We start from the raw sequence: 18476 nt of genomic DNA, 5'->3' as shown, positions 1-18476 counted from the left end.
CGCGGAGCGGGCGGCCGGCATCTCGTGGTCGTCCGGTGCGAGACCACGAGTTGCGACACCACGAGTGAGGACGAGGTCATGGAAACCCGTTTCAACCTGTTCGACAACGAGATCGCCACCAGGTTCGCCAAGAGGTTCGCCAGCACCGGCCTGGTGATCGACCAGTCGCCGCTGGCGAAGTCCACGCGGGAGCTGGTGTCGCTGCGCGCCAGCCAGATCAACGGCTGCGGCTGGTGCGTCGACCTGCACACCAAGGAGGCCGCGGCCGCCGGTGAGACCGCGGTCCGGCTCAACCTGGTCGCCGCCTGGCGCGAGTCCACCGTGTTCACCGAGGCCGAGCGGGCCGCGTTGGCGCTCGCGGAGGAGGGCACCCGGCTCGCCGACGCCCACGCGGGCGTGTCCGACGAGACCTGGGCCGAGGTGCGCAAGCACTACGACGACGACGAGATCGCCGGGCTGGTCTGCCTGGTCGCCCTGATCAACGCGGCCAACCGGCTCGCCGTGATCGTGCACCAGCGGGGCGGCTCCTACGAACCCGGCATGTTCGCCGCCGCGTTCGACTGACCCACCAGCGCCCGACACGCGGCCTGACCTGCCACACGGTGCGCGTTCAGGATGAGTCGGGGCCCTCTGTGCCACGGTCGGAGATCACGGCCGCCCGGCGGCCGGCTCATCTCACAGGGCGCTCGTCCCGCTTCCTGGGGCGAGCGCCCTGTCGTCGACCGGACAGGGGAGTCGCATTGGAGAAATCGGAGGTCCTCACCGACCTCGACGTGGCGGGCACGTCGCGTACGGCCGGGTCGGTGATGAAGAAGCTGCCCGAGGTCACGCTGGCGTTCTGGATCATGAAGATCGCCGCGACGACCCTGGGCGAGACGGCGGGCGACCTCTTCGCGCAGACCCTGAGGCTGGGCTACTTCCTCACCACGGTCGCGCTGTTCCTGATCTTCGTGGTGACGCTGGTCGTACAGCTGCGGTCCAGCCGCTACAACCCGTTCTGCTACTGGACCGTGATCCTGTCGACCAGCATGGCCGGGACCACGATGTCCGACTTCATGAACCGCGACGCCAGTGCGCGGTACCTCTCGGACGGCGCGACCAGGCTGGGCTGGGGCCCGCAGGGCCTCGGCCTGGGCTATCCCGCGGGAGCGGCCATCCTGATCTCGATCCTCCTGGCGATCTTCCTCGCCTGGAAGCTGAGCGGGATGACGTTCCAGATCCGCGACATCGTCACCTTCAGGGGAGAGGCCCTGTTCTGGTCGGCGATCCTCGTGTCGAACACCCTCGGAACCTCCATGGGCGACTTCCTCTCCGACAGCTCCGGCCTCGGCTACGCCGGGGGTGCGCTGCTCGTGACCGGGCTGCTCGCCGTGCTCGTGGCGCTCATGAAGGTGCCCGTGGTGCCGAACGTCCTGCTGTTCTGGATCGCCTTCGTCCTCACCCGTCCGCTGGGCGCCACGGCGGGCGACTTCCTCACCAAGCCGGTCGCCAAGGGCGGCCTGGATCTGGGCACGGCGGGGTCGTCCGCCGTCCTCCTCGCCGTCCTGTGCGGAATGATGACGTACGCCCAGGTTCAGGAGCGCCGGTCCGCCGCCCGAAGGCGCCGCCCCGAACCACTGGAACCCCGGCTCAGGGCCACACCAGGCAGTACGGCTGATGCCCCGCCTCGTGCAGCCGATGGCTGAAGTCCTGCCACTCGTGCAGCAGCTGGTACACGTTGAAGGCGTCGCGGGGGCCGCCGCGGTCCGGGACCGTGGACCAGATGAAGGCGGCGGCGCCGACCGCTTCCTCGCCGATGTCGCGCAGGGGGTCGACGACGGTCATGGGGAGCTTCACGACCGCGTAGTCGGGGTGGAGGACGACCAGCTCCAGGGGCGGCACCTTGTGCAGCGGGACGCCTTCGATGCCGGTCAGCACCATCGCGGCCATCGTCTCCGGCTTGATCTTGGTGAACATGCCGTTCATGCCGAGCTCGTCGCCGCCGAGTTCCTCGGGGCGCATCGAGATCGGGACGCGGGCCGCGGTCGCGCCGTCGGGCGCGCCGAAGTACTTGTACGTCACCCCCACCCGACCACCATTCCTGCTCCCGGCCCGGAGCCGGTCGATCCCGCGCTCCACGCGCCGGTCCGTCCGCTCGGGCTCACTCGGTACACCGTGCGTCTGCCGTGTTTCGGTGGCTTCCTCCACCTCGCGTCGGTGCCTTCCCCGCCGGGCACGTCGAGGACCCAGGTCGTCAGTCCCCTCGCCCAGTCCGCCACCGCGATGCATATCTCCACCCGAGTGCTTTTCTAGGACGCGTGGCCCCCGCCGCGCAACCCGATCATCGTGTCAGTGACCTCCCCCACGCCCGCCCGCCGAAACGTGCGGTGAAACATCAGTCCCCGGGGATCTTCGCGGCCCTCGACACGTGCTTTCGCCATGTTCATACGTACGCGGAGACCAGTTTCGCAGATGGGCGGCGAGGAAAACCGCGGGTTGCCCCTGTGTCCGGTGCCGAGATCGGCCCGGCCCCCTCACCGCCCCCGGCCCGTCCGGCCCGCTGGCCTACCCTGAGGAGGTCACTTCCCACCGGATTCCGAGAAGTCGGAGAAGTCGCAGGTCATGAGCGAACTGCCATATCCATACGAAGCCCCCGTCTCGCAGGCGCTGTTCGACCGTGCGGCGGCCGTCACGCCCGGCGGCGTGAACTCGCCGGTGCGTGCCTTCCGCGCCGTGGGCGGCACGCCCCGGTTCATGGTGTCCGGCAGCGGCGCGTACCTGACCGACGCCGACGGGCGGGAGTACGTCGACCTGGTGTGCTCCTGGGGGCCCATGATCCTCGGGCACGCGCACCCCGAGGTGATCGCCGCCGTGCGGGAGGCGGTCGCGCACGGCACGTCCTTCGGCACACCCGGCGAGGGCGAGGTCGCGCTCGCCGAGGAGATGGTCGGCCGGGTCGCGCCCCTGGAGCAGGTCCGGCTCGTCTCCAGCGGCACCGAGGCCACGATGTCGGCGATCCGGCTGGCCCGCGGCTTCACGGGCCGCACCAAGGTGATCAAGTTCGCCGGCTGCTACCACGGGCACGTCGACGCCTTGCTCGCCTCCGCGGGCTCCGGCCTGGCCACCTTCGCGCTGCCCGACACCCCGGGCGTCACCGGCGCCCAGGCCGGCGACACGATCGTCCTGCCGTACAACGACCTCGACGCGGTGCACGCCGCCTTCGCCGCGCACCCCGGCGAGATCGCCTGCGTGATCACCGAGGCCTCGCCCGGCAACATGGGCGTGGTGCCGCCGCTGCCCGGCTTCAACCAGGGGCTCAAGGACGCCTGCGCGCACCACGGCGCCCTCTACATCTCCGACGAGGTGATGACGGGCTTCCGCACCAGCCGCGCCGGCTGGTACGGCGTGGACGGCGTCCGGCCCGACCTGATGACCTTCGGCAAGGTGATGGGCGGCGGCTTCCCGGCCGCGGCCTTCGGCGGCCGCGCCGACGTCATGGCGCACCTCGCCCCGGCCGGCCCCGTCTACCAGGCCGGCACCCTGTCCGGGAACCCGGTGGCCACGGCCGCCGGACTCGCGCAGCTGCGCCTGCTGGACGACGCCGCCTACACCAGGGTCGACGACGTCTCGCGGCAGATCCAGGCGCTCGTGTCCGAGGCGCTGAGCAAGGAAGGCGTCGCGCACACCCTGCAGAACGCCTCCAACATGTTCTCGGTGTTCTTCACCGACCGTCCGGTCCGCTCCTACGAGGACGCCAAGGCGCAGGAGTCGTACCGCTTCACCGCGTTCTTCCACGCGATGCTGGCGAACGGCGTGTACCTGCCGCCGTCCTCCTTCGAGTCCTGGTTCGTCTCCACCGCGCACGACGACCGGGCCCTCCAGCGGATCGCCGACGCCCTTCCGGCGGCGGCCCGGGCGGCGGCGGAGGCCACGGCATGAGCGAGGCGCAGGACGTGAGCGGGACGCAGGACATGAGCGAGAGCCGGGGCGCGAGCATGACGCGGGGCGACACGGACATCACCGTCGTCCACCTCATGCGGCACGGCGAGGTCGAGAACCCGGACGGCATCCTCTACGGCCGGCTGCCGGGCTACCACCTCTCCGAGCTGGGCCGGCAGATGGCCGAACGGGTCGCCGAGCACCTCGCCTCCCGCGACGTCACCCATGTCGTGGCCTCCCCGCTGGAGCGGGCGCAGGAGACGGCGACGCCGATCGCCAAGGCGCACGGGCTGGACCTGGCGACCGACGAGCGGCTGATCGAGGCCGAGAACGTCTTCCAGGGCAAGAGCTTCGGCGTCGGCGACGGAGCGCTGCGCAAGCCGGGCAACTGGAAGCACCTGGTCAACCCGCTGAAGCCGTCGTGGGGCGAGCCCTACGTCGACCAGGTGGTGCGCATGATGGGCGCGTTGGACGCGGCCCGCGACCAGGCGCGCGGCCACGAAGCGGTGCTGGTGAGCCACCAGTTGCCGATCTGGATCGTCCGCTCCTACGTCGAGCGGCGGCGGCTGTGGCACGACCCGCGCAAGCGGCAGTGCACGCTCGCGTCGCTGACGTCGTTCACGTACCGGGGCGACCGGATCGTCTCCGTCGGCTACACCGAGCCGGCCCGCGATCTGGTGCCGGCTCATCTCCTCGCGGGCGCCAGGCCGGTGAAGGGTCAGGGCAAGGCGTTCGGAGCCTGACAGTCTTCTTACATTTATTACAAAATATGTAATGAAGTGAGGAACCCCCCGGTTCGTCGCTGCCTCTCAGTGGGTGACCACCAGAGGACGTGACGGATCGGGGATCTTTCATGCGCACCTTCAGCCGGAGGGGAATGCTCGGCCTCGGCGCGGGCACCGCGGCCGCCGTCGGGCTCGCGGGCTGCGGCACCCTCAAGTCTTCGGACGGCACGGACCCCGCGGGCGGTTCCGGAGGCGGGCGTTCACGCGGTACGGAGCATCCGGCCCGTCCCCTCGGTGACGGTTCGACCTCGTTCACCGGCAAGCAGCCGTACCAGCCCGCGCGGCCGGTGCCGCTCGAGCCGGGCCAGACCCCGCCCCAGTTCGTCGTCTTCTCCTGGGACGGGGCCGGCGAGGTCGGCAACGGCCTGTTCCCGCGCTTCCTGGACCTCGCCAAGGAGCACGGCGCGCACATGACCTTCTTCCTCTCCGGGCTGTACCTGCTGCCGGAGTCGAAGAAGCGCCTCTACGACCCGCCGAACAACCCGCGCGGCGCCTCCGCCATCGGCTACCTGACCGACGGGCACATCAAGTCGACGCTGGCGAACGTCCGCCGCGCCTGGCTCGAGGGCCACGAGATCGGCACCCACTTCAACGGCCACTTCTGCTCCGGCCGCGGCACGGTCGGCAACTGGACGCCGCGGCAGTGGCGCAGCGAGATCGACCAGGCCAAGTCCTTCGTGAAGCAGTGGCGGACCCACACCGGCTGGCACGACCTGCCGTCCCTGCCCTTCGACTACGACAAGGAACTCGTCGGCGGCCGCACCCCCTGCCTGCTCGGCCAGAACAACCTGCTGCCCACCGCCCGCGAGCTCGGCTGGCGCTACGACGCCTCCTCGCCCGGCGGCCGGCAGATGTGGCCGGGGAAGAAAAGCGGCATATGGGACCTGCCGTTGCAGCAGATACCTTTTCCCGGACGCCGGTTCGAGGTCCTCTCCATGGACTACAACATGCTCGCCAACCAGTCCGTGAACTCCACCAAGGCCCCCGCCCACAACTACCCGGGCTGGCGGCGGCAGTCCGCCCAGGCCTACATCCAGGGCTTCCGGCGGGCGTACGAGTCGAACCGGGCGCCCTTCTTCATAGGCAACCACTTCGAGCAGTGGAACGGCGGCATCTACATGGACGCCGTCGAAGAGGCCTTCAAGCACATCGCGCGGGAGAAGGAGAAGGGCGCCGACGTGCGCATGGTCTCCTTCCGGCAGTTCGTCGACTGGATGGACGTCCAGAAGCCGGAGGTGCTGGCCAAGCTGCGCACCCTGGAGGTGGGGCAGCGGCCGGCGGGTGGCTGGAAGGACTTCCTCGGGGACGTCGGCGCCACCTCCGGCGCCCCGTCCGCCACCACCGGCACGCGGCACGCGAAAGGCGCGTCGAACGGAACCCCGAAAGGCACCCCGTAAGACGCTTGACGTGCGGTTTTCTCGCCGCCAGGGGGGTGGGCAAGATCCCCGGAACGGACATGCGAAACTTTTCACATGAGTGCCGCCAGCCGCGCCCCCCTGCGCTCGAAACGGTCGAACCGCACCCGCCGCGCCGCCCTGACCGCCACGGGCGCCGCCGTCGCCGCGCTGGTGCTGTCCGCGTGCGGCTCCGGAGGCACCTCCGGAGGCGGGAACAACACCAACTTCGTCATGGGCAAGGACGGCATCGCCACCGTCGACCCGGGCAAGCGCACCGCCGCCCCCGACCTGTCCGGGAAGACCGTCGACGGGCAGCGGCTCGACGTCGCCTCCTTCAAGGGCAAGGTCGTCGTCCTCAACGTCTGGGGCTCCTGGTGCCCGCCGTGCCGCGCCGAGGCCCCCGGTTTCGAGAAGGTCTTCCAGAGCCTCAAGGGCCGGGGCGTGCAGTTCGTCGGCATCAACACCCGTGACACCAGCACGGCCCCCGCCGTCGCCTTCGAGAAGCAGCAGGGCGTCACCTACCCCAGCCTGTACGACCCCACGGGCCGGCTGATGCTCCGCTTCAAGAAGGGCACGCTCAACCCGCAGACCATCCCCTCCACGCTCGTACTGGACCGGCAGGGCAAGGTCGCCGCCCGCTCGCTGTCCCCGCTGAGCGAGGAGAAGCTGCGCACCATGATCGACCCGGTCCTCGCGGAGAAGTGACGTGACCGGAGTGACCCTGCTCGCCGCGGTTCCCGGCCAGAACGCGACGGTTCTCAACGGAGCCCTGCTGCTCGCCCTCCCGGTGGCCGTGCTCGGCGGCCTCGTCTCCTTCTTCTCCCCGTGCGTCCTGCCGCTGGTGCCGGGATACCTCTCCTATGTGACCGGGGTCACCGGCACCGACCTGGCGGAGGCCCGGCGCGGCCGGATGGCCGCCGGCGCCGCTCTCTTCGTCCTCGGCTTCACCGTCGTCTTCGTCTCCGGCGGAGCGCTCTTCGGCTACTTCGGGCAGACCCTCCAGGAGCACCGGGACACCCTGTCCGTCGTGCTCGGCGTGCTGATGATCCTGCTGGGCCTGTTCTTCATGGGCCTGATGCCGTGGCTGACCCAGCGCGAGTTCCGCTTCCACACCCGGCCCACCGCCGGGCTGGTCGGCGCGCCGCTGCTCGGCGCGCTGTTCGGGATCGGCTGGACCCCGTGCATCGGCCCGACCCTCGGCTCCGTGCTGGCCCTGTCCTCCCAGCAGTCGAGCGCGGGCCGCGGGGCCCTGCTCACCGTGGCGTACTGCGTCGGCCTCGGCCTGCCGTTCGTCCTCGCCGCGATCGCCTTCCGCAAGGCACTCGGCGCCTTCGGCTGGATCAAGCGCCACTATGTCTGGGTGATGCGCATCGGCGGCACGATGATGATCGTGACCGGTGTGCTGCTGCTGACCGGTGCCTGGGACCGCCTGGTGCAGGAGATGCAGACCTGGTCCGACGGCTTCACTGTGGGGATCTGATCGATGAGCAAGACCACGCACCCCGACGAGACGCCGGCCACCGAGTCCCCCGGCGACGAGGACCTGGGCGCCGCCGGCTCCCAGCTGTCCACCGCCCCCGAGGAGACCGCCGTCCCCGGCTCCTTCGGCGGCAACCGCGCCCCCGGCCTCGGCGGCCGGCTCGCCTGGACCGCCCGGGAGACCCTCGGCTGGGCCCGCTGGTTCTGGCGGCAGCTGACCTCCATGCGGGTCGCGCTGCTGCTGCTGTTCCTGCTCTCGCTCGGCGCCGTCCCCGGCTCGCTGATCCCGCAGGAGGGCAGCGACGCGCTGAAGGTCCAGGACTTCAGGACCACCCACTCCGTGCTGGGGCCGATCTACGACCGTCTCGGCCTGTTCCACGTCTACAGCTCGGTGTGGTTCTCCGCGATCTACATCCTGCTGTTCGTCTCGCTCATCGGCTGCATCGTGCCGCGCACCTGGCAGTTCACCGGCCAGCTGCGCAGCCGCCCGCCGGGCGCCCCGAAGCGGCTCACCCGGCTGCCCGCCCACGCCGCCTGGCGCACCGCCGCCTCCCCGCAGGAGGTCCGCGAGGCCGCGCTGAAGGTGCTGGGGCAGCGCCGCTTCCGCGCGCACGTGCTCGGTGACGCGGTCGCCGCCGAGAAGGGCTATCTGCGCGAGGCCGGCAACCTGCTCTTCCACGTCGCGCTCATCGTCATGCTGGTCGCCTTCGCCTGGGGCCAGCTCTACAAGACGGAGGGCAACAAGCTGGTGGTCGAGGGCGACGGGTTCTCCAACACCCTCACCCAGTACGACGACTTCAAGTCCGGCAACCTCTTCGACGACGACAACCTCGTACCGTTCAGCTTCAACCTGAACAGCTTCACCGGCACGTACGAGCGCACCGGCCCGCAGAAGGGGACGCCGCGCGTGTACCGGGCGGACGTCGACTACAGCGTGGGCGCCGACGGCAAGCAGCGGACGGGCGCCATCTCGCCCAACCACCCGCTGGAGGTCGGCGACGCCCGGGTCTACCTCGTCAGCCACGGCTACGCCCCCACCGTCACCGTCCGGGACGGCAAGGGCGCCGTGGTCTACCGCCAGGCCGTGCCCCTGCTGCCCATGGACCCCAACGTCACCTCGCAGGGCGCGATCAAGGTCCTCGACGGATACCGGAACGCGCAGGGCAAGAGCGAACAGCTCGGCTTCGAGGCCTTCTTCGTGCCGACCTTCGCCGGAGCCGGCAAGGGCACGATGTTCTCCCAGTTCCCGGCGCTGGACCGCCCGGTGCTCGCGGTGACCGGCTACCACGGCGACCTCGGCGTCGACGCGGGCGTCCCGCAGAACGTCTACCAGCTGAACACCAAGAACCTGAAGCAGTTCAAGGACGCCAAGGGCGCCATCCTCAAGGCCCGCCTGGCGCCCGGCCAGACCATGCGGCTGCCGAACGGCGCCGGGTCGATCACCTTCGACAAGGACATCAAGGAGTGGGCGGGCTTCCAGATCGTCCAGCAGCCCGGCACCGGCTGGGCGCTGGGCGGCTCGGTCGCCGCGATCCTCGGTCTGGCCGCCTCCCTGTTCATCCGGCGCCGCCGCGTCTGGGTGCGTGCCGTCGAGGGCGCCGACGGCGTGACCGTCGTGGAGATCGCGGGCCTGGGCCGCAGCGAGTCCGCGAAACTCCCCGAGGAGATCGGCCATCTGGCCGCCCTCGTGCACGACCGGGCACCCACACAGACCGACGCCGACCCCGACCGGGAGCCGGACGCCGACACCTCCGTATCTGCCGAAGGGGCTGAGAAGAAGTGACTCTCGCCGCCGCAACCGAGCTCGCCACGGCGACCAACGAACACCTCGCGAACATCAGCAACACGCTGATCTACTCCGCGATGGCCGTCTACACCCTGGCCTTCTTCGCGTACATCGCCGAATGGCTCTTCGGCAGCCGCAGCAAGGTCGCCCGCACGGCCGCCGCGCTCACCGCCAGGACCGAGGGCGCACAGTCCGAGGCGCCCGCGGTGACCGTGAAGTCGGCGGGCGGCACCGCCGTCCTGGAGCGCCCCAAGGTCGTCGTCCGGTCCGCCGCCGGCGCCCGTGACGTGCCCGACGGGCCCGGCGCGCACGGTGGCGACGAGCAGGGCGACCTGTACGGCCGGATCGCCGTGTCCCTCACCGTGCTCGCCTTCCTCGTCGAGCTGTGCGGCGTCCTCGCCCGCGCGGCCTCCGTGGAGCGGGCGCCGTGGGGCAACATGTACGAGTTCAACATCACCTTCTCCACGGTCGCCGTCGGCGTCTACGTCGCGCTGCTGGCGCTGAGGAAGAACGTGCGCTGGCTCGGTCTCTTCCTGACCACCACGGTCCTGCTCGACCTCGGCCTCGCCGTCACGGTGCTCTACACCGCCAGCGACCAGCTCGTGCCCGCGCTGCACTCGTACTGGCTCTACATCCACGTCTCCACCGCGATCTTCTGCGGTGCGGTCCTCTACGTCGGCGCGGTCTCCACGCTGCTGTACCTGTTCAAGGACTCCTACGAGAACAAGCTGGTCGCCGGCGGCAAGCCCGGCACCTTCGCCACCTCCGTCCTGGAGCGGCTGCCCGCCTCGGCGTCCCTGGACAAGTTCGCCTACCGGGTGAACGCGGCCGTCTTCCCGCTGTGGACGTTCACGATCATCGCGGGCGCCATCTGGGCGGAGTCCGCCTGGGGCCGCTACTGGGGCTGGGACCCCAAGGAGACCTGGGCCTTCATCACCTGGGTCGCCTACGCCTGCTATCTGCACGCCCGTTCCACGGCCGGCTGGAAGGGCCGCAAGGCCGCCTACATCGCGCTGATCGCGTTCGGCTGCTGGCTGTTCAACTACTACGGCGTCAACCTCTTCGTCGGCGGCAAGCACTCCTACGCGGGCGTCTGAGCCGCGAGGGACTCTCCCGCCTGGCCCGAGGCCACCGGCAATCGCGTGCGAAAGCCGGGGGTCCGGGCCAGGCTGGTGTCATGACCGGATCCGTCGAACAGGGCACCAGCCAGACCCACGGGAACACGCACATCCTGCACTTCCTGGTGCGGCTGCCCCGGCCGATGGAGACGGTCTGGCCGGCCCTGTCCACACCGGACGGCCTCGCGGGCTGGTTCACGCCGGCCGACGTCCTCCAGCCCCGGCTCGGCGGCGCGGTCACCCTGCGCGGCCTCGGCTCCGGGCAGGTCACCGCGTGGGACGTGGACCGGATGGCCGAGTACACGGTGGGGGAGGGCGGGCGGATCCGCTTCCACCTGGAGCGGGACGGCGCGGACGCCTGCGTCCTGCGCTTCACGCACGAGTTCCGGGGCGAGACCGAGTCCGAGCGCCGCTGGCGGGACCGGTTCGAGCACCTGATCCAGCGGGTCGAGGCCGGCCGGGGCACACCCTAGGCGGGCCGTTCCGGCGGCGCGGCCCCGATGTCCTCGTGCCACACGTCGGGGTGCTCCCGGACGAAGCCGCGCATCAGCGCGAGGCACTCGGGGTCGTCGAGGAGCACGATCTCCACCCCGTGCTCCGCGAGCCAGTCGTGTCCGCCGCGGAAGGTGGCCGCCTCCCCGATCACCACCCGCGCGATGCCGAACTGGCGGACCAGACCGCTGCAGTACCAGCAGGGCGACAGGGTGGTCACCATCGTCGTACCGCGGTACGAGCGCTGCCGTCCCGCCGCCCGGAACGCGGCCGTCTCCGCGTGCGCCGACGGGTCGCCGTCCTGCACCCGCCGGTTGCGGCCGCGGCCGAGCAGGGTGCCGTCGGCGCCGTAGAGCGCCGCGCCGATCGGGACACCGCCCTCGGCGAGCCCGGCGCGGGCCTCGGCGACCGCGATGGCGAGCCATGCGCGCGCCTGTGCCTGGTCCATGCCCTCACTGTGCGGGCGGCGCGGCGCCTGGGCAACGGGGGCGGCGGGGCCGCCCGGTGCCGCGCAGGTCGTGGTCGTGGCCCCCCTGCCGGGCGTGATCGCGTACGGTCCGGGAAGAGCGGCACGTACGAGGGCACGAGGGCAGGAGAGCGCCATGGCCGAGAACAGGGGCGAACCCCGGGGCGGCGACGAGGGCACGACGGACCGGGACGAGGACGGCGCCTCCGACGCGGCGATGGCCCCGGACATCGTCGAGATCTCGATGAGCCTGCTGCGCCGGGTGGCCGGGGCCTACCCGGAGGAGCGCATCCCCCAGGAGGCCCAGGCCGTCACCGACGAGGTCCTGGAGAAGTACGGCATAGAGGGGCTGCGCATCCTCGTCATGTGCCTCACCGCCTACGCGGCGGTCGAGGTCGAGCGCAACGCGCAGACGTCCGGCCGCAGCCTGGAGTCGATCCTGGACGAGATGGACGTGACCCGCTTCGAGATCGACTACGGCGACTGAACCGGCCACGGCGACCGACGGGGACGAACGTCCGCGGCGGCCGGGGCGGGTGCGGAACTCAGCCCCCGGCCTCCTCGCCGCTCTCGCGGCGGCGCAGCTCCTCCTCGCGGCGGCGCAGGTCGGCCTCCCAGTCCTTGAGGAGGGCCTCGTCCTTCCTGTTCTCCGCCTTCAGCGACTTGAGGAACTCCGGGTCGTCGTCGGGGGCGACCCAGGTGCTGCGGTGGTTGCGGTGCCACTCGGAGGGGGTGGAGCCGCCCGCGGGGGCGTGGCGCACCTTGCCGGCGGCCAGCCACGCGATCGGGCCGACCAGCACCTCGCCGAAGAGCAGGATGACGAGCACCCAGCCGACCTTCGGCAGCCCCCGTATCTCCTCCTCGGGGGTGTTCAGGCAGTCGATGAACGCGTAGATCCACAGTGCCAGGACCAGCAGGAACGGCAGATACCTGAACATGGTCGTGCGATCCCCCCACAGACGGCGACGGGCGTGATGCGGCCCCGGTGACGGGGTCAGGGTAGCGGGTGGCAGATACTGGGACGCATGGCTTACGACGATCTTCGCTCCCTGCTCAGGGCGCTGGAGCGCGAGGGCGACCTCAAGCGCATCAAGGCCGAGGTCGACCCGTATCTGGAGGTCGGTGAGATCGTCGACCGGGTGCAGAAGTCGGGCGGTCCCGCGCTGCTCTTCGAGAACGTGCGCGGGTCGAGCATGCCGCTCGCCATGAACGTCTTCGGGACGGACCGGCGGCTGCTGAAGGCGCTGGGCCTGAAGTCGTACGCGGAGATCTCCGACCGGATCGGCGGGCTGCTGAAGCCCGAACTGCCGCACGGGTTCGTCGGAGTGCGCGAGGCGTTCGGCAAGCTCGGCGCGATGACGCACGTGCCGCCGAAGAAGGTCAAGTCCGACAACGCGCCGGTGCACGAGGTCGTCCTGCACGGCGACGACGTGGACCTCGACCGGCTGCCCGCGCTGTTCACCTGGCCCCAGGACGGCGGGTCCTTCTTCAACCTGGGGCTGACGCACACCAAGGACCCCGAGTCCGGGGTCCGCAACCTCGGGCTCTACCGCCTCCAGCGCCACGACCGGCGCACCATCGGCATGCACTGGCAGATCCACAAGGACAGCCGCAACCACTACCAGGTGGCGGCCCGGCGCGGCGAGAGGCTGCCCGTCGCCATCGCCTTCGGCTGCCCGCCGGCCGTGACCTACGCGTCCACGGCGCCGCTGCCCGGCGACATCGACGAGTACCTCTTCGCCGGGTTCGTCGCGGGCCGGCGGATCGAGATGGTCGACTGCAAGACCGTGCCGCTCCAGGTGCCGGCCAACGCCGAGGTGGTCCTGGAGGGCTGGCTGGAGCCCGGGAAGATGCTCCCCGAGGGGCCCTTCGGCGACCACACCGGCTTCTACACCCCGCAGGAGCCCTTCCCGGCCCTGACCATCGACTGCGTGACGATGCGCAGGCGGCCCCTGCTCCAGTCGATCGTCGTGGGCCGCCCGCCGACCGAGGACGGGCCGCTCGGCCGGGCGACCGAGCGCTTCTTCCTCCCCCTGCTGAAGATCATCGTCCCCGACATCGTGGACTACCACCTGCCCGAGGCGGGCGGCTTCCACAACTGCGCGATCGTCTCGATCGACAAGAAGTACCCCAAGCACGCCCAGAAGGTGATGCACGCCATCTGGGGGGCGCACATGATGTCGCTCACCAAGCTGATCGTGGTCGTCGACGCCGACTGCGACGTGCACGACCTGCACGAGGTCGCCTGGCGGGCGCTCGGCAACACGGACTACTCCCGCGACCTCACCGTCGTCGAAGGCCCCGTCGACCATCTCGACCACGCCTCCTACCAGCAGTTCTGGGGCGGCAAGGCGGGCATCGACGCGACGCGGAAGCTGCCCGAGGAGGGGTACACGAGGGACGGGGGATGGCCGGAGATGGTGCTGTCCGACCCCGAGACGGCGGCGAAGGTCGACCGCCGCTGGAAGGAGTACGGGCTGTGACTTCCGCTTCCGCCGCGATCCCGCAGCCGGGGCGCACCAAGGCCTTCCTGCGCCTGGTCATGATCGAGCACTCGGTGTTCGCGCTGCCCTTCGCGTACATCGCCGCGCTGACCGCCATGTACCAGTGGGACCGGAACATCCACTGGGGACGGCTGCTGCTGGTCACCGTCTGCATGGTCGGCCTGCGCACCTTCGCCATGGCGGTCAACCGGATCATCGACCGCGAGATCGACGCCCGCAATCCGCGCACCGCCCACCGCGAACTGGTGACCGGCGCGATGTCGGTCCGGCACGCCTGGACCGGTGCGCTGATCGCCCTGGCCGTCTTCCTGGGCGCGGCCGCCCTGCTCAACCCGCTGTGCCTGGCGCTGGCCCCCATCGCGGTGATCCCGATGGTGGTCTACCCCTACGGCAAGCGGTTCACGAACTTCCCGCAGGCCATCCTCGGCCTGGCCCAGGCGATGGGCCCGGTCGGCGGCTGGCTGGCGGTCACCGGCTCCTGGTCCTGGGACGCGGTGATCCTCGGCCTGGCCGTCGGCATCTGGATCGGCGGCTTCGACCTGATCTACGCCTGCCAGGACGTCGAGACCGACCGTGAGATCGGCGTGATGTCGGTCCCGGCCCGCTTCGGCGTCCCGGCGGCGATCTGGGGCGCCCGCGGCTGCCACGCCGTGACCACGGCCCTGTTCGTCTGGTACGCGCTCGCCACCGGCGCGGGCGCCTTCATCTGGTTCGGCCTGCTGATCGTCGCCGCCGCCTTCGTCTACGAGCACACCATCGTGCGCCCCCACGACCTGTCCCGCCTCAACCGCGCGTTCTTCAGCGTCAACGGCTTCATCGGCATCGCCCTGTTCGCGTGCGCCCTGCTGGACCTGCTGGTCCGGGGTCTGAGCGTGTGAGTGTCCTCGGGTGCCCGCCGCAGCCCTCCAGCGCCGCGGTGGACCCCAAGGGGCCCGGCCGGTCCTGAGCGTGGGGCGGTGCGCCGGTAGGCTCAAGATGTGAACGCAGGAGAAACGCAGCGCACGCCTTGGATCGTGGGGGTGTCCGGAGCCTCCGGTACGCCGTATGCGGCCGCGGTGCTGCGCGCGCTCCTCGATGCGGGAGAGAGCGTCGACCTGGTGGTCAGCCGGGCCTCGCGGCTCACCCTGCTCGACGAGACCGGCATCGCCTTCCGGGACGCCCACTGGCGGGACGACCTGCGGGAATGGCTGTCGATGGGCGCCGACGGCAAGCCCGGCACCTTCGAGGTGGACCTCGCGGACGTGCGGTACTGGAGCGCCGGGGACCTGGCGGCCGGACCGTCCTCGGGGTCGTACCCGGCGAAGGGCATGGTGATCGTGCCCGCCTCCACGGCGTGCGTGGCGGGCGTGGCGCTCGGGCTGTCGAAGGACCTGCTGCAGCGGACCGCGAGCGTGACCCTCAAGGAGCGCCGCCCGCTGGCCGTGGCCGTGCGGGAGACGCCGCTGAACGGGCAGACGCTGCGGCACCTGGTGACGCTGGACGACGCGGGCGCGGCCGTCGTGCCCGCCTCGCCGGCCTTCTACGCCGGGGCGACGCACATCCAGCACCTGGTGGACTTCGTCGCCGGCCGGGTCCTCGACGCGGTGGGCGTGCCCCACCGGCTCTACCGCCGCTGGGAGGGCGAACTGGGCGGCGCGCGGCCCGCGTGAGCACCAGCCGGCACCCGCGGCGCCCGGCACTGCCGGGAACACCACTTTCAGGAACACCAGTTTCAGGAACTCTGCAGATCCTCATCGGATCTCTCCAGTGGAAGGCTTCGATCGCATGGACGCGGTGGACAGGCAGCTCATCCAGGCCCTGAGGGAGAACGGCCGGGCCTCCTACGCGGAGCTGGGGCGCCTCGTCGGCCTGTCGGGACCGAGCGTCACCGACCGCATCAACCGGCTGGAGGCGGCCGGTGTCATCACCGGCTACCGCGCCACGGTGGACGCCGCCTCCCTCGGCCTCGGCGTCATCGCCCTGATCGGCATCTCGCTCTCCGACGCCGCCGACCACGAGGACGTGGCGCAGCGGCTGAAGGACCTGCAGGAGATCGAGGACTGCTGGTTCATCGCCGGTGACGACTCCTTCATGCTCAAGGTCCGCGCCACGGACGTGGACGGCCTGGAGAAGATCATCCGGCGGCTCAGCGGCACCAAGGGCGTCTCCCGCACCCGGACCACGATCGTGCTCTCCACGAAGTGGGAGAACCGGGTGGGCGAGCTGCCCGAAGAGGTCCAGTAGGCCAGGCGTACGGTGGTCGGAGTCTTCCAGGAAAGAGGTAAGGGCATGGACGTCGGGCTCAAGCGCGAGCTGGAGGAGAAGGTCCGCTCCGGCGAGCGGCTGACCCGCGAGGACGGCATCGCGCTGTACGAGTCGGACGACCTGGCGTGGCTCGGCGGCCTCGCGCACGAGGTGCGCACGCGCAAGAACGGCGACGTCGTCCACTTCAACGTCAACCGTCACCTCAACATGACGAACGTGTGCACCGCGTCCTGCGCCTACTGCTCCTTCCAGCGCAAGCCGGGCGAGAAGGACGCGTACACGATGCGCATCGAGGAGGCCGTGAAGCTCGCCAAGGCGATGGAGTCGGAGAACCTCACCGAGCTGCACATCGTCAACGGCCTGCACCCGAACCTGCCGTGGCGCTACTACCCGCGTTCGCTGCGCGAGCTGAAGGCGGCCCTGCCGAACGTCTCGCTGAAGGCGTTCACGGCGACGGAGATCCACCACTTCGAGACGATCTCCGGTCTGTCGGCCTCGGAGATCCTGGACGAGCTGATCGACGCCGGTCTGGAGTCGCTGACCGGCGGCGGCGCGGAGATCTTCGACTGGGAGGTGCGGCAGCACATCGTCGACCACCGCACCCACTGGGAGGACTGGTCGCGCATCCACCGGCTGGCGCACGAGAAGGGCCTGAAGACCCCGAGCACCATGCTCTACGGCCACATCGAGGAGCCCCGCCACCGGGTCGACCACGTGCTGCGGCTGCGTGAGCTCCAGGACGAGACGAACGGCTTCCAGGTCTTCATCCCGCTGCGCTACCAGCACGACTTCGTCGACGTGAAGGACGGCAAGGTCCGCAACCGCCTCCAGGCCCGCACGACCATGGCGAGCGGGGCCGAGGCCCTGAAGACCTTCGCGGTCTCCCGCCTGCTCTTCGACAACGTCCCGCACGTCAAGGTCTTCTGGGTGATGCACGGCGTGCAGACCGCGCAGCTCGCGCTCCAGTACGGCGCCGACGACATGGACGGCTCGGTCGTGGAGTACAAGATCACGCACGACGCGGACAACTTCGGCACCCCGAACAAGCTGACCCGCGAGGACCTGCTGGAACTCATCCGGGACGCGGGCTTCCGCCCGGTGGAGCGCAACACCCGCTACGAGGTCATCCGCGAGTACGACGGCCCGGACCCGGCGCGGCGCGAGTCGCCCCAGCCGATGCGCGTCTGACCCGCCGGCCCGCCCGCGCGGCGGGCGCTCCGCGCCGCGGGCGGCCGGACGGAACCCGTCCGGCCGCCCGGCCACCCGGCACAGCGACCGGCGCGAGCACGGCCGTACCGTCGTGAGAGAGACGATGCCTCCATGCCCCTCACCTTCACCCTCGACCCCTCCTTGGACCGCGCCCTGCGCGACGGCATCCTCGATCTGTGGACCGACGTGACGGACGCGGGCGGGGCGGTCGGCTTCGTACGGCCGGCCTCGCGGGAGGCGATACGCCCCGAGCTCGTCAAGCACCTCGCGGCGATGGCCGAGGGCCGCGCCCGGCTGCTGGTCGGCCACGACGAGGAGGGCCGGGTCGCCGCCACCGCCTTCCTCACCCTCAACACCCACCGCCTGATGACCCACTGGCTGTGGCTCTACACCGTGATGGTGCACCCGCGGCACCAGGGCAGGGGCTACGGGCGGGACCTGCTGGACGCCGCGGCGGACGCGGCCCGCGGCATCGGCGGCATCGAGTCGATACGGCTCACCTGCCGGGGCGGGATCGGCCTGGAGCGGTTCTACGGCTCCTGCGGCTACAAGGAGGTCGGACGGGTGCCCGGCGCCATCCGGGTCGGACCGGGCGACGACCGCGACGACGTGATCATGCTCCTGCCACTGACCTGAGCCGCCGCGGCCCCCCTGCAAGATCGGGTCCCGGTCGTGCTTCACTGGATGAGCCGTTTGGGATTCTTCGGAGACGAAAGAGTGGATTGAGATGCTCCGCTACACGCTGATGCGCCTCGGGATCTTCGTGGGCTGCTTCGTGGTCGTCTGGGGCCTCGTCTACTCCGGGATCGCCCCGCGCGGCCTCGGCGCCTCCAACGGCCTGTGGATGATCCTGCTCGCCATGGTCGTCTCGGCCCCCATCAGCTTCGTCGTCCTGCGCAAGGAGCGGGACCGGGCGTCGGTCCAGGTCGCCGGCCGGGTGGACCGTATGAAGGCGAACATCGACGCCAACCGCGCCGTGGAGGACGGGGCCGACGACGCGGCCCGCGCCCAGAGCCGGACGTCGTGATCCGGCCGCTGTAGCCGCGCGGGTCCCGCACGGCCGGGCGGCCGCCGGTTC

General features: G+C 70.8%; 21 protein-coding genes. 18 read left to right on the top strand and 3 right to left on the bottom strand.

Annotated features, from left to right (window positions below; genetic code table 11):
* The first annotated feature begins 78 nt into the window (after positions 1 to 78).
* Both ACIPM1_RS22790 and ACIPM1_RS22785 read left to right on the top strand, forming a co-directional pair.
* Positions 79 to 564, top strand: a complete 486-nt coding sequence (locus tag ACIPM1_RS22790; RefSeq protein ID WP_402437395.1) for a carboxymuconolactone decarboxylase family protein — start codon at positions 79 to 81, stop codon at positions 562 to 564.
* 176 nt (positions 565 to 740) lie between these two features.
* Complete coding sequence (locus ACIPM1_RS22785) at positions 741 to 1685, top strand: hypothetical protein (RefSeq protein WP_402437393.1); 945 nt, start codon at positions 741 to 743, stop codon at positions 1683 to 1685.
* On the opposite strand, the gene ACIPM1_RS22780 is transcribed toward ACIPM1_RS22785, so the two are convergent.
* Entirely contained in the window at positions 1630 to 2268 is a 639-nt protein-coding gene (locus ACIPM1_RS22780) for a hypothetical protein (RefSeq protein ID WP_356187391.1), read from the bottom strand. The two genes, ACIPM1_RS22785 and ACIPM1_RS22780, sit on opposite strands and share 56 nt — an antisense overlap.
* Before the next feature lie 333 nt (positions 2269 to 2601).
* Between ACIPM1_RS22780 and hemL the strand changes: the two genes are divergently transcribed.
* From hemL to ACIPM1_RS22740, 8 genes are all read left to right on the top strand, one after another.
* The gene (hemL, locus tag ACIPM1_RS22775) at positions 2602 to 3918 is read left to right on the top strand and encodes a glutamate-1-semialdehyde 2,1-aminomutase (protein ID WP_402437391.1); all 1317 of its coding nucleotides are present in this window, start codon (positions 2602 to 2604) and stop codon (positions 3916 to 3918) included.
* Between the two features lie 56 nt (positions 3919 to 3974).
* Positions 3975 to 4661: a histidine phosphatase family protein gene (locus tag ACIPM1_RS22770; protein WP_402437514.1), complete on the top strand. Its 687-nt coding sequence runs from the start codon at positions 3975 to 3977 to the stop codon at positions 4659 to 4661.
* 110 nt (positions 4662 to 4771) lie between these two features.
* Entirely contained in the window at positions 4772 to 6100 is a 1329-nt protein-coding gene (locus ACIPM1_RS22765) for a hypothetical protein (protein ID WP_402437389.1), read from the top strand.
* Between the two features lie 75 nt (positions 6101 to 6175).
* The gene (locus tag ACIPM1_RS22760; RefSeq protein ID WP_402437387.1) at positions 6176 to 6805 is read left to right on the top strand and encodes a TlpA family protein disulfide reductase; all 630 of its coding nucleotides are present in this window, start codon (positions 6176 to 6178) and stop codon (positions 6803 to 6805) included.
* Position 6806: 1 nt separating this feature from the next.
* Positions 6807 to 7580 carry a cytochrome c biogenesis CcdA family protein gene (locus ACIPM1_RS22755; protein WP_402437385.1) on the top strand — a complete coding sequence of 258 codons (774 nt, stop codon included), beginning with the start codon at positions 6807 to 6809 and terminating at the stop codon, positions 7578 to 7580.
* Positions 7581 to 7583: 3 nt separating this feature from the next.
* Positions 7584 to 9362 carry a cytochrome c biogenesis protein ResB gene (locus ACIPM1_RS22750; RefSeq protein ID WP_402437383.1) on the top strand — a complete coding sequence of 593 codons (1779 nt, stop codon included), beginning with the start codon at positions 7584 to 7586 and terminating at the stop codon, positions 9360 to 9362.
* Positions 9359 to 10462, top strand: a complete 1104-nt coding sequence (ccsB, locus tag ACIPM1_RS22745) for a c-type cytochrome biogenesis protein CcsB (RefSeq protein ID WP_402437381.1) — start codon at positions 9359 to 9361, stop codon at positions 10460 to 10462. The genes ACIPM1_RS22750 and ccsB overlap by 4 nt, the downstream gene beginning before the upstream one ends.
* 80 nt (positions 10463 to 10542) lie before the next feature.
* Positions 10543 to 10956: an SRPBCC domain-containing protein gene (locus ACIPM1_RS22740; protein WP_402437379.1), complete on the top strand. Its 414-nt coding sequence runs from the start codon at positions 10543 to 10545 to the stop codon at positions 10954 to 10956.
* On the opposite strand, the gene ACIPM1_RS22735 is transcribed toward ACIPM1_RS22740, so the two are convergent.
* Complete coding sequence (locus tag ACIPM1_RS22735; RefSeq protein WP_402437377.1) at positions 10953 to 11423, bottom strand: nucleoside deaminase; 471 nt, start codon at positions 11421 to 11423, stop codon at positions 10953 to 10955. The genes ACIPM1_RS22740 and ACIPM1_RS22735 overlap by 4 nt on opposite strands.
* Before the next feature lie 154 nt (positions 11424 to 11577).
* On the opposite strand from ACIPM1_RS22735, the gene ACIPM1_RS22730 reads away from it, so the two are divergent.
* A complete protein-coding gene (locus ACIPM1_RS22730; protein WP_356187416.1) occupies positions 11578 to 11928 on the top strand; it encodes a hypothetical protein in 351 nt (116 codons plus the stop codon).
* A gap of 58 nt (positions 11929 to 11986) precedes the next feature.
* Here ACIPM1_RS22730 and ACIPM1_RS22725 read toward each other — a convergent pair whose 3' ends face one another.
* On the bottom strand, positions 11987 to 12379 hold the full coding sequence (locus ACIPM1_RS22725; RefSeq protein ID WP_392190594.1) for a PLD nuclease N-terminal domain-containing protein: 393 nt from the start codon (positions 12377 to 12379) through the stop codon (positions 11987 to 11989).
* 87 nt (positions 12380 to 12466) lie between these two features.
* On the opposite strand from ACIPM1_RS22725, the gene ACIPM1_RS22720 reads away from it, so the two are divergent.
* From ACIPM1_RS22720 to ACIPM1_RS22690, 7 genes are all read left to right on the top strand, one after another.
* Positions 12467 to 13924, top strand: coding sequence for a menaquinone biosynthesis decarboxylase (locus ACIPM1_RS22720; protein ID WP_402437374.1), 1458 nt, complete (start codon positions 12467 to 12469; stop codon positions 13922 to 13924).
* A complete protein-coding gene (gene mqnP / locus ACIPM1_RS22715; protein WP_402437372.1) occupies positions 13921 to 14823 on the top strand; it encodes a menaquinone biosynthesis prenyltransferase MqnP in 903 nt (300 codons plus the stop codon). The genes ACIPM1_RS22720 and mqnP overlap by 4 nt, the downstream gene beginning before the upstream one ends.
* A 99-nt stretch (positions 14824 to 14922) precedes the next feature.
* Positions 14923 to 15594, top strand: a complete 672-nt coding sequence (locus ACIPM1_RS22710; RefSeq protein WP_356187426.1) for a UbiX family flavin prenyltransferase — start codon at positions 14923 to 14925, stop codon at positions 15592 to 15594.
* Between the two features lie 115 nt (positions 15595 to 15709).
* Entirely contained in the window at positions 15710 to 16168 is a 459-nt protein-coding gene (locus ACIPM1_RS22705) for an Lrp/AsnC family transcriptional regulator (protein WP_356187536.1), read from the top strand.
* Positions 16169 to 16213: 45 nt separating this feature from the next.
* Complete coding sequence (gene mqnE, locus ACIPM1_RS22700) at positions 16214 to 17377, top strand: aminofutalosine synthase MqnE (RefSeq protein ID WP_402437370.1); 1164 nt, start codon at positions 16214 to 16216, stop codon at positions 17375 to 17377.
* A gap of 132 nt (positions 17378 to 17509) precedes the next feature.
* Positions 17510 to 18034, top strand: coding sequence for a GNAT family N-acetyltransferase (locus ACIPM1_RS22695; protein ID WP_402437368.1), 525 nt, complete (start codon positions 17510 to 17512; stop codon positions 18032 to 18034).
* 91 nt (positions 18035 to 18125) lie between these two features.
* Positions 18126 to 18425 (top strand): DUF4229 domain-containing protein, encoded by a 300-nt coding sequence (locus ACIPM1_RS22690; RefSeq protein WP_356187433.1) that lies wholly within the window; start codon positions 18126 to 18128, stop codon positions 18423 to 18425.
* Positions 18426 to 18476: the final 51 nt, after the last annotated feature.

The organism is Streptomyces sp. NPDC086766 (assembly GCF_044746005.1).
Lineage (GTDB): Bacteria > Actinomycetota > Actinomycetes > Streptomycetales > Streptomycetaceae > Streptomyces.
The sequence above is the reverse complement of the archived record's forward strand: the minus strand, read 5'-3'. Positions and strand labels throughout refer to the sequence as shown.

What these genes read in the sequence shown, in the direction of transcription:
- ACIPM1_RS22780 (WP_356187391.1), bottom strand. Translation starts at nt 2,268, where the DNA reads ATGCATCGCGGTGGCGGACTGGGCGAGGGGACTGACGACCTGGGTCCT.
- ACIPM1_RS22760 (WP_402437387.1), top strand. Translation starts at nt 6,176, where the DNA reads ATGAGTGCCGCCAGCCGCGCCCCCCTGCGCTCGAAACGGTCGAACCGC.
- ACIPM1_RS22720 (WP_402437374.1), top strand. Translation starts at nt 12,467, where the DNA reads ATGGCTTACGACGATCTTCGCTCCCTGCTCAGGGCGCTGGAGCGCGAG.
- ACIPM1_RS22770 (WP_402437514.1), top strand. Translation starts at nt 3,975, where the DNA reads ATGACGCGGGGCGACACGGACATCACCGTCGTCCACCTCATGCGGCAC.
- ACIPM1_RS22695 (WP_402437368.1), top strand. Translation starts at nt 17,510, where the DNA reads ATGCCCCTCACCTTCACCCTCGACCCCTCCTTGGACCGCGCCCTGCGC.
- ACIPM1_RS22725 (WP_392190594.1), bottom strand. Translation starts at nt 12,379, where the DNA reads ATGTTCAGGTATCTGCCGTTCCTGCTGGTCCTGGCACTGTGGATCTAC.
- hemL (WP_402437391.1), top strand. Translation starts at nt 2,602, where the DNA reads ATGAGCGAACTGCCATATCCATACGAAGCCCCCGTCTCGCAGGCGCTG.
- ACIPM1_RS22750 (WP_402437383.1), top strand. Translation starts at nt 7,584, where the DNA reads ATGAGCAAGACCACGCACCCCGACGAGACGCCGGCCACCGAGTCCCCC.
- ACIPM1_RS22765 (WP_402437389.1), top strand. Translation starts at nt 4,772, where the DNA reads ATGCGCACCTTCAGCCGGAGGGGAATGCTCGGCCTCGGCGCGGGCACC.
- ACIPM1_RS22790 (WP_402437395.1), top strand. Translation starts at nt 79, where the DNA reads ATGGAAACCCGTTTCAACCTGTTCGACAACGAGATCGCCACCAGGTTC.
- ACIPM1_RS22735 (WP_402437377.1), bottom strand. Translation starts at nt 11,423, where the DNA reads ATGGACCAGGCACAGGCGCGCGCATGGCTCGCCATCGCGGTCGCCGAG.
- ACIPM1_RS22690 (WP_356187433.1), top strand. Translation starts at nt 18,126, where the DNA reads ATGCTCCGCTACACGCTGATGCGCCTCGGGATCTTCGTGGGCTGCTTC.
- ACIPM1_RS22740 (WP_402437379.1), top strand. Translation starts at nt 10,543, where the DNA reads ATGACCGGATCCGTCGAACAGGGCACCAGCCAGACCCACGGGAACACG.
- mqnE (WP_402437370.1), top strand. Translation starts at nt 16,214, where the DNA reads ATGGACGTCGGGCTCAAGCGCGAGCTGGAGGAGAAGGTCCGCTCCGGC.
- ACIPM1_RS22705 (WP_356187536.1), top strand. Translation starts at nt 15,710, where the DNA reads ATGGACGCGGTGGACAGGCAGCTCATCCAGGCCCTGAGGGAGAACGGC.
- ACIPM1_RS22730 (WP_356187416.1), top strand. Translation starts at nt 11,578, where the DNA reads ATGGCCGAGAACAGGGGCGAACCCCGGGGCGGCGACGAGGGCACGACG.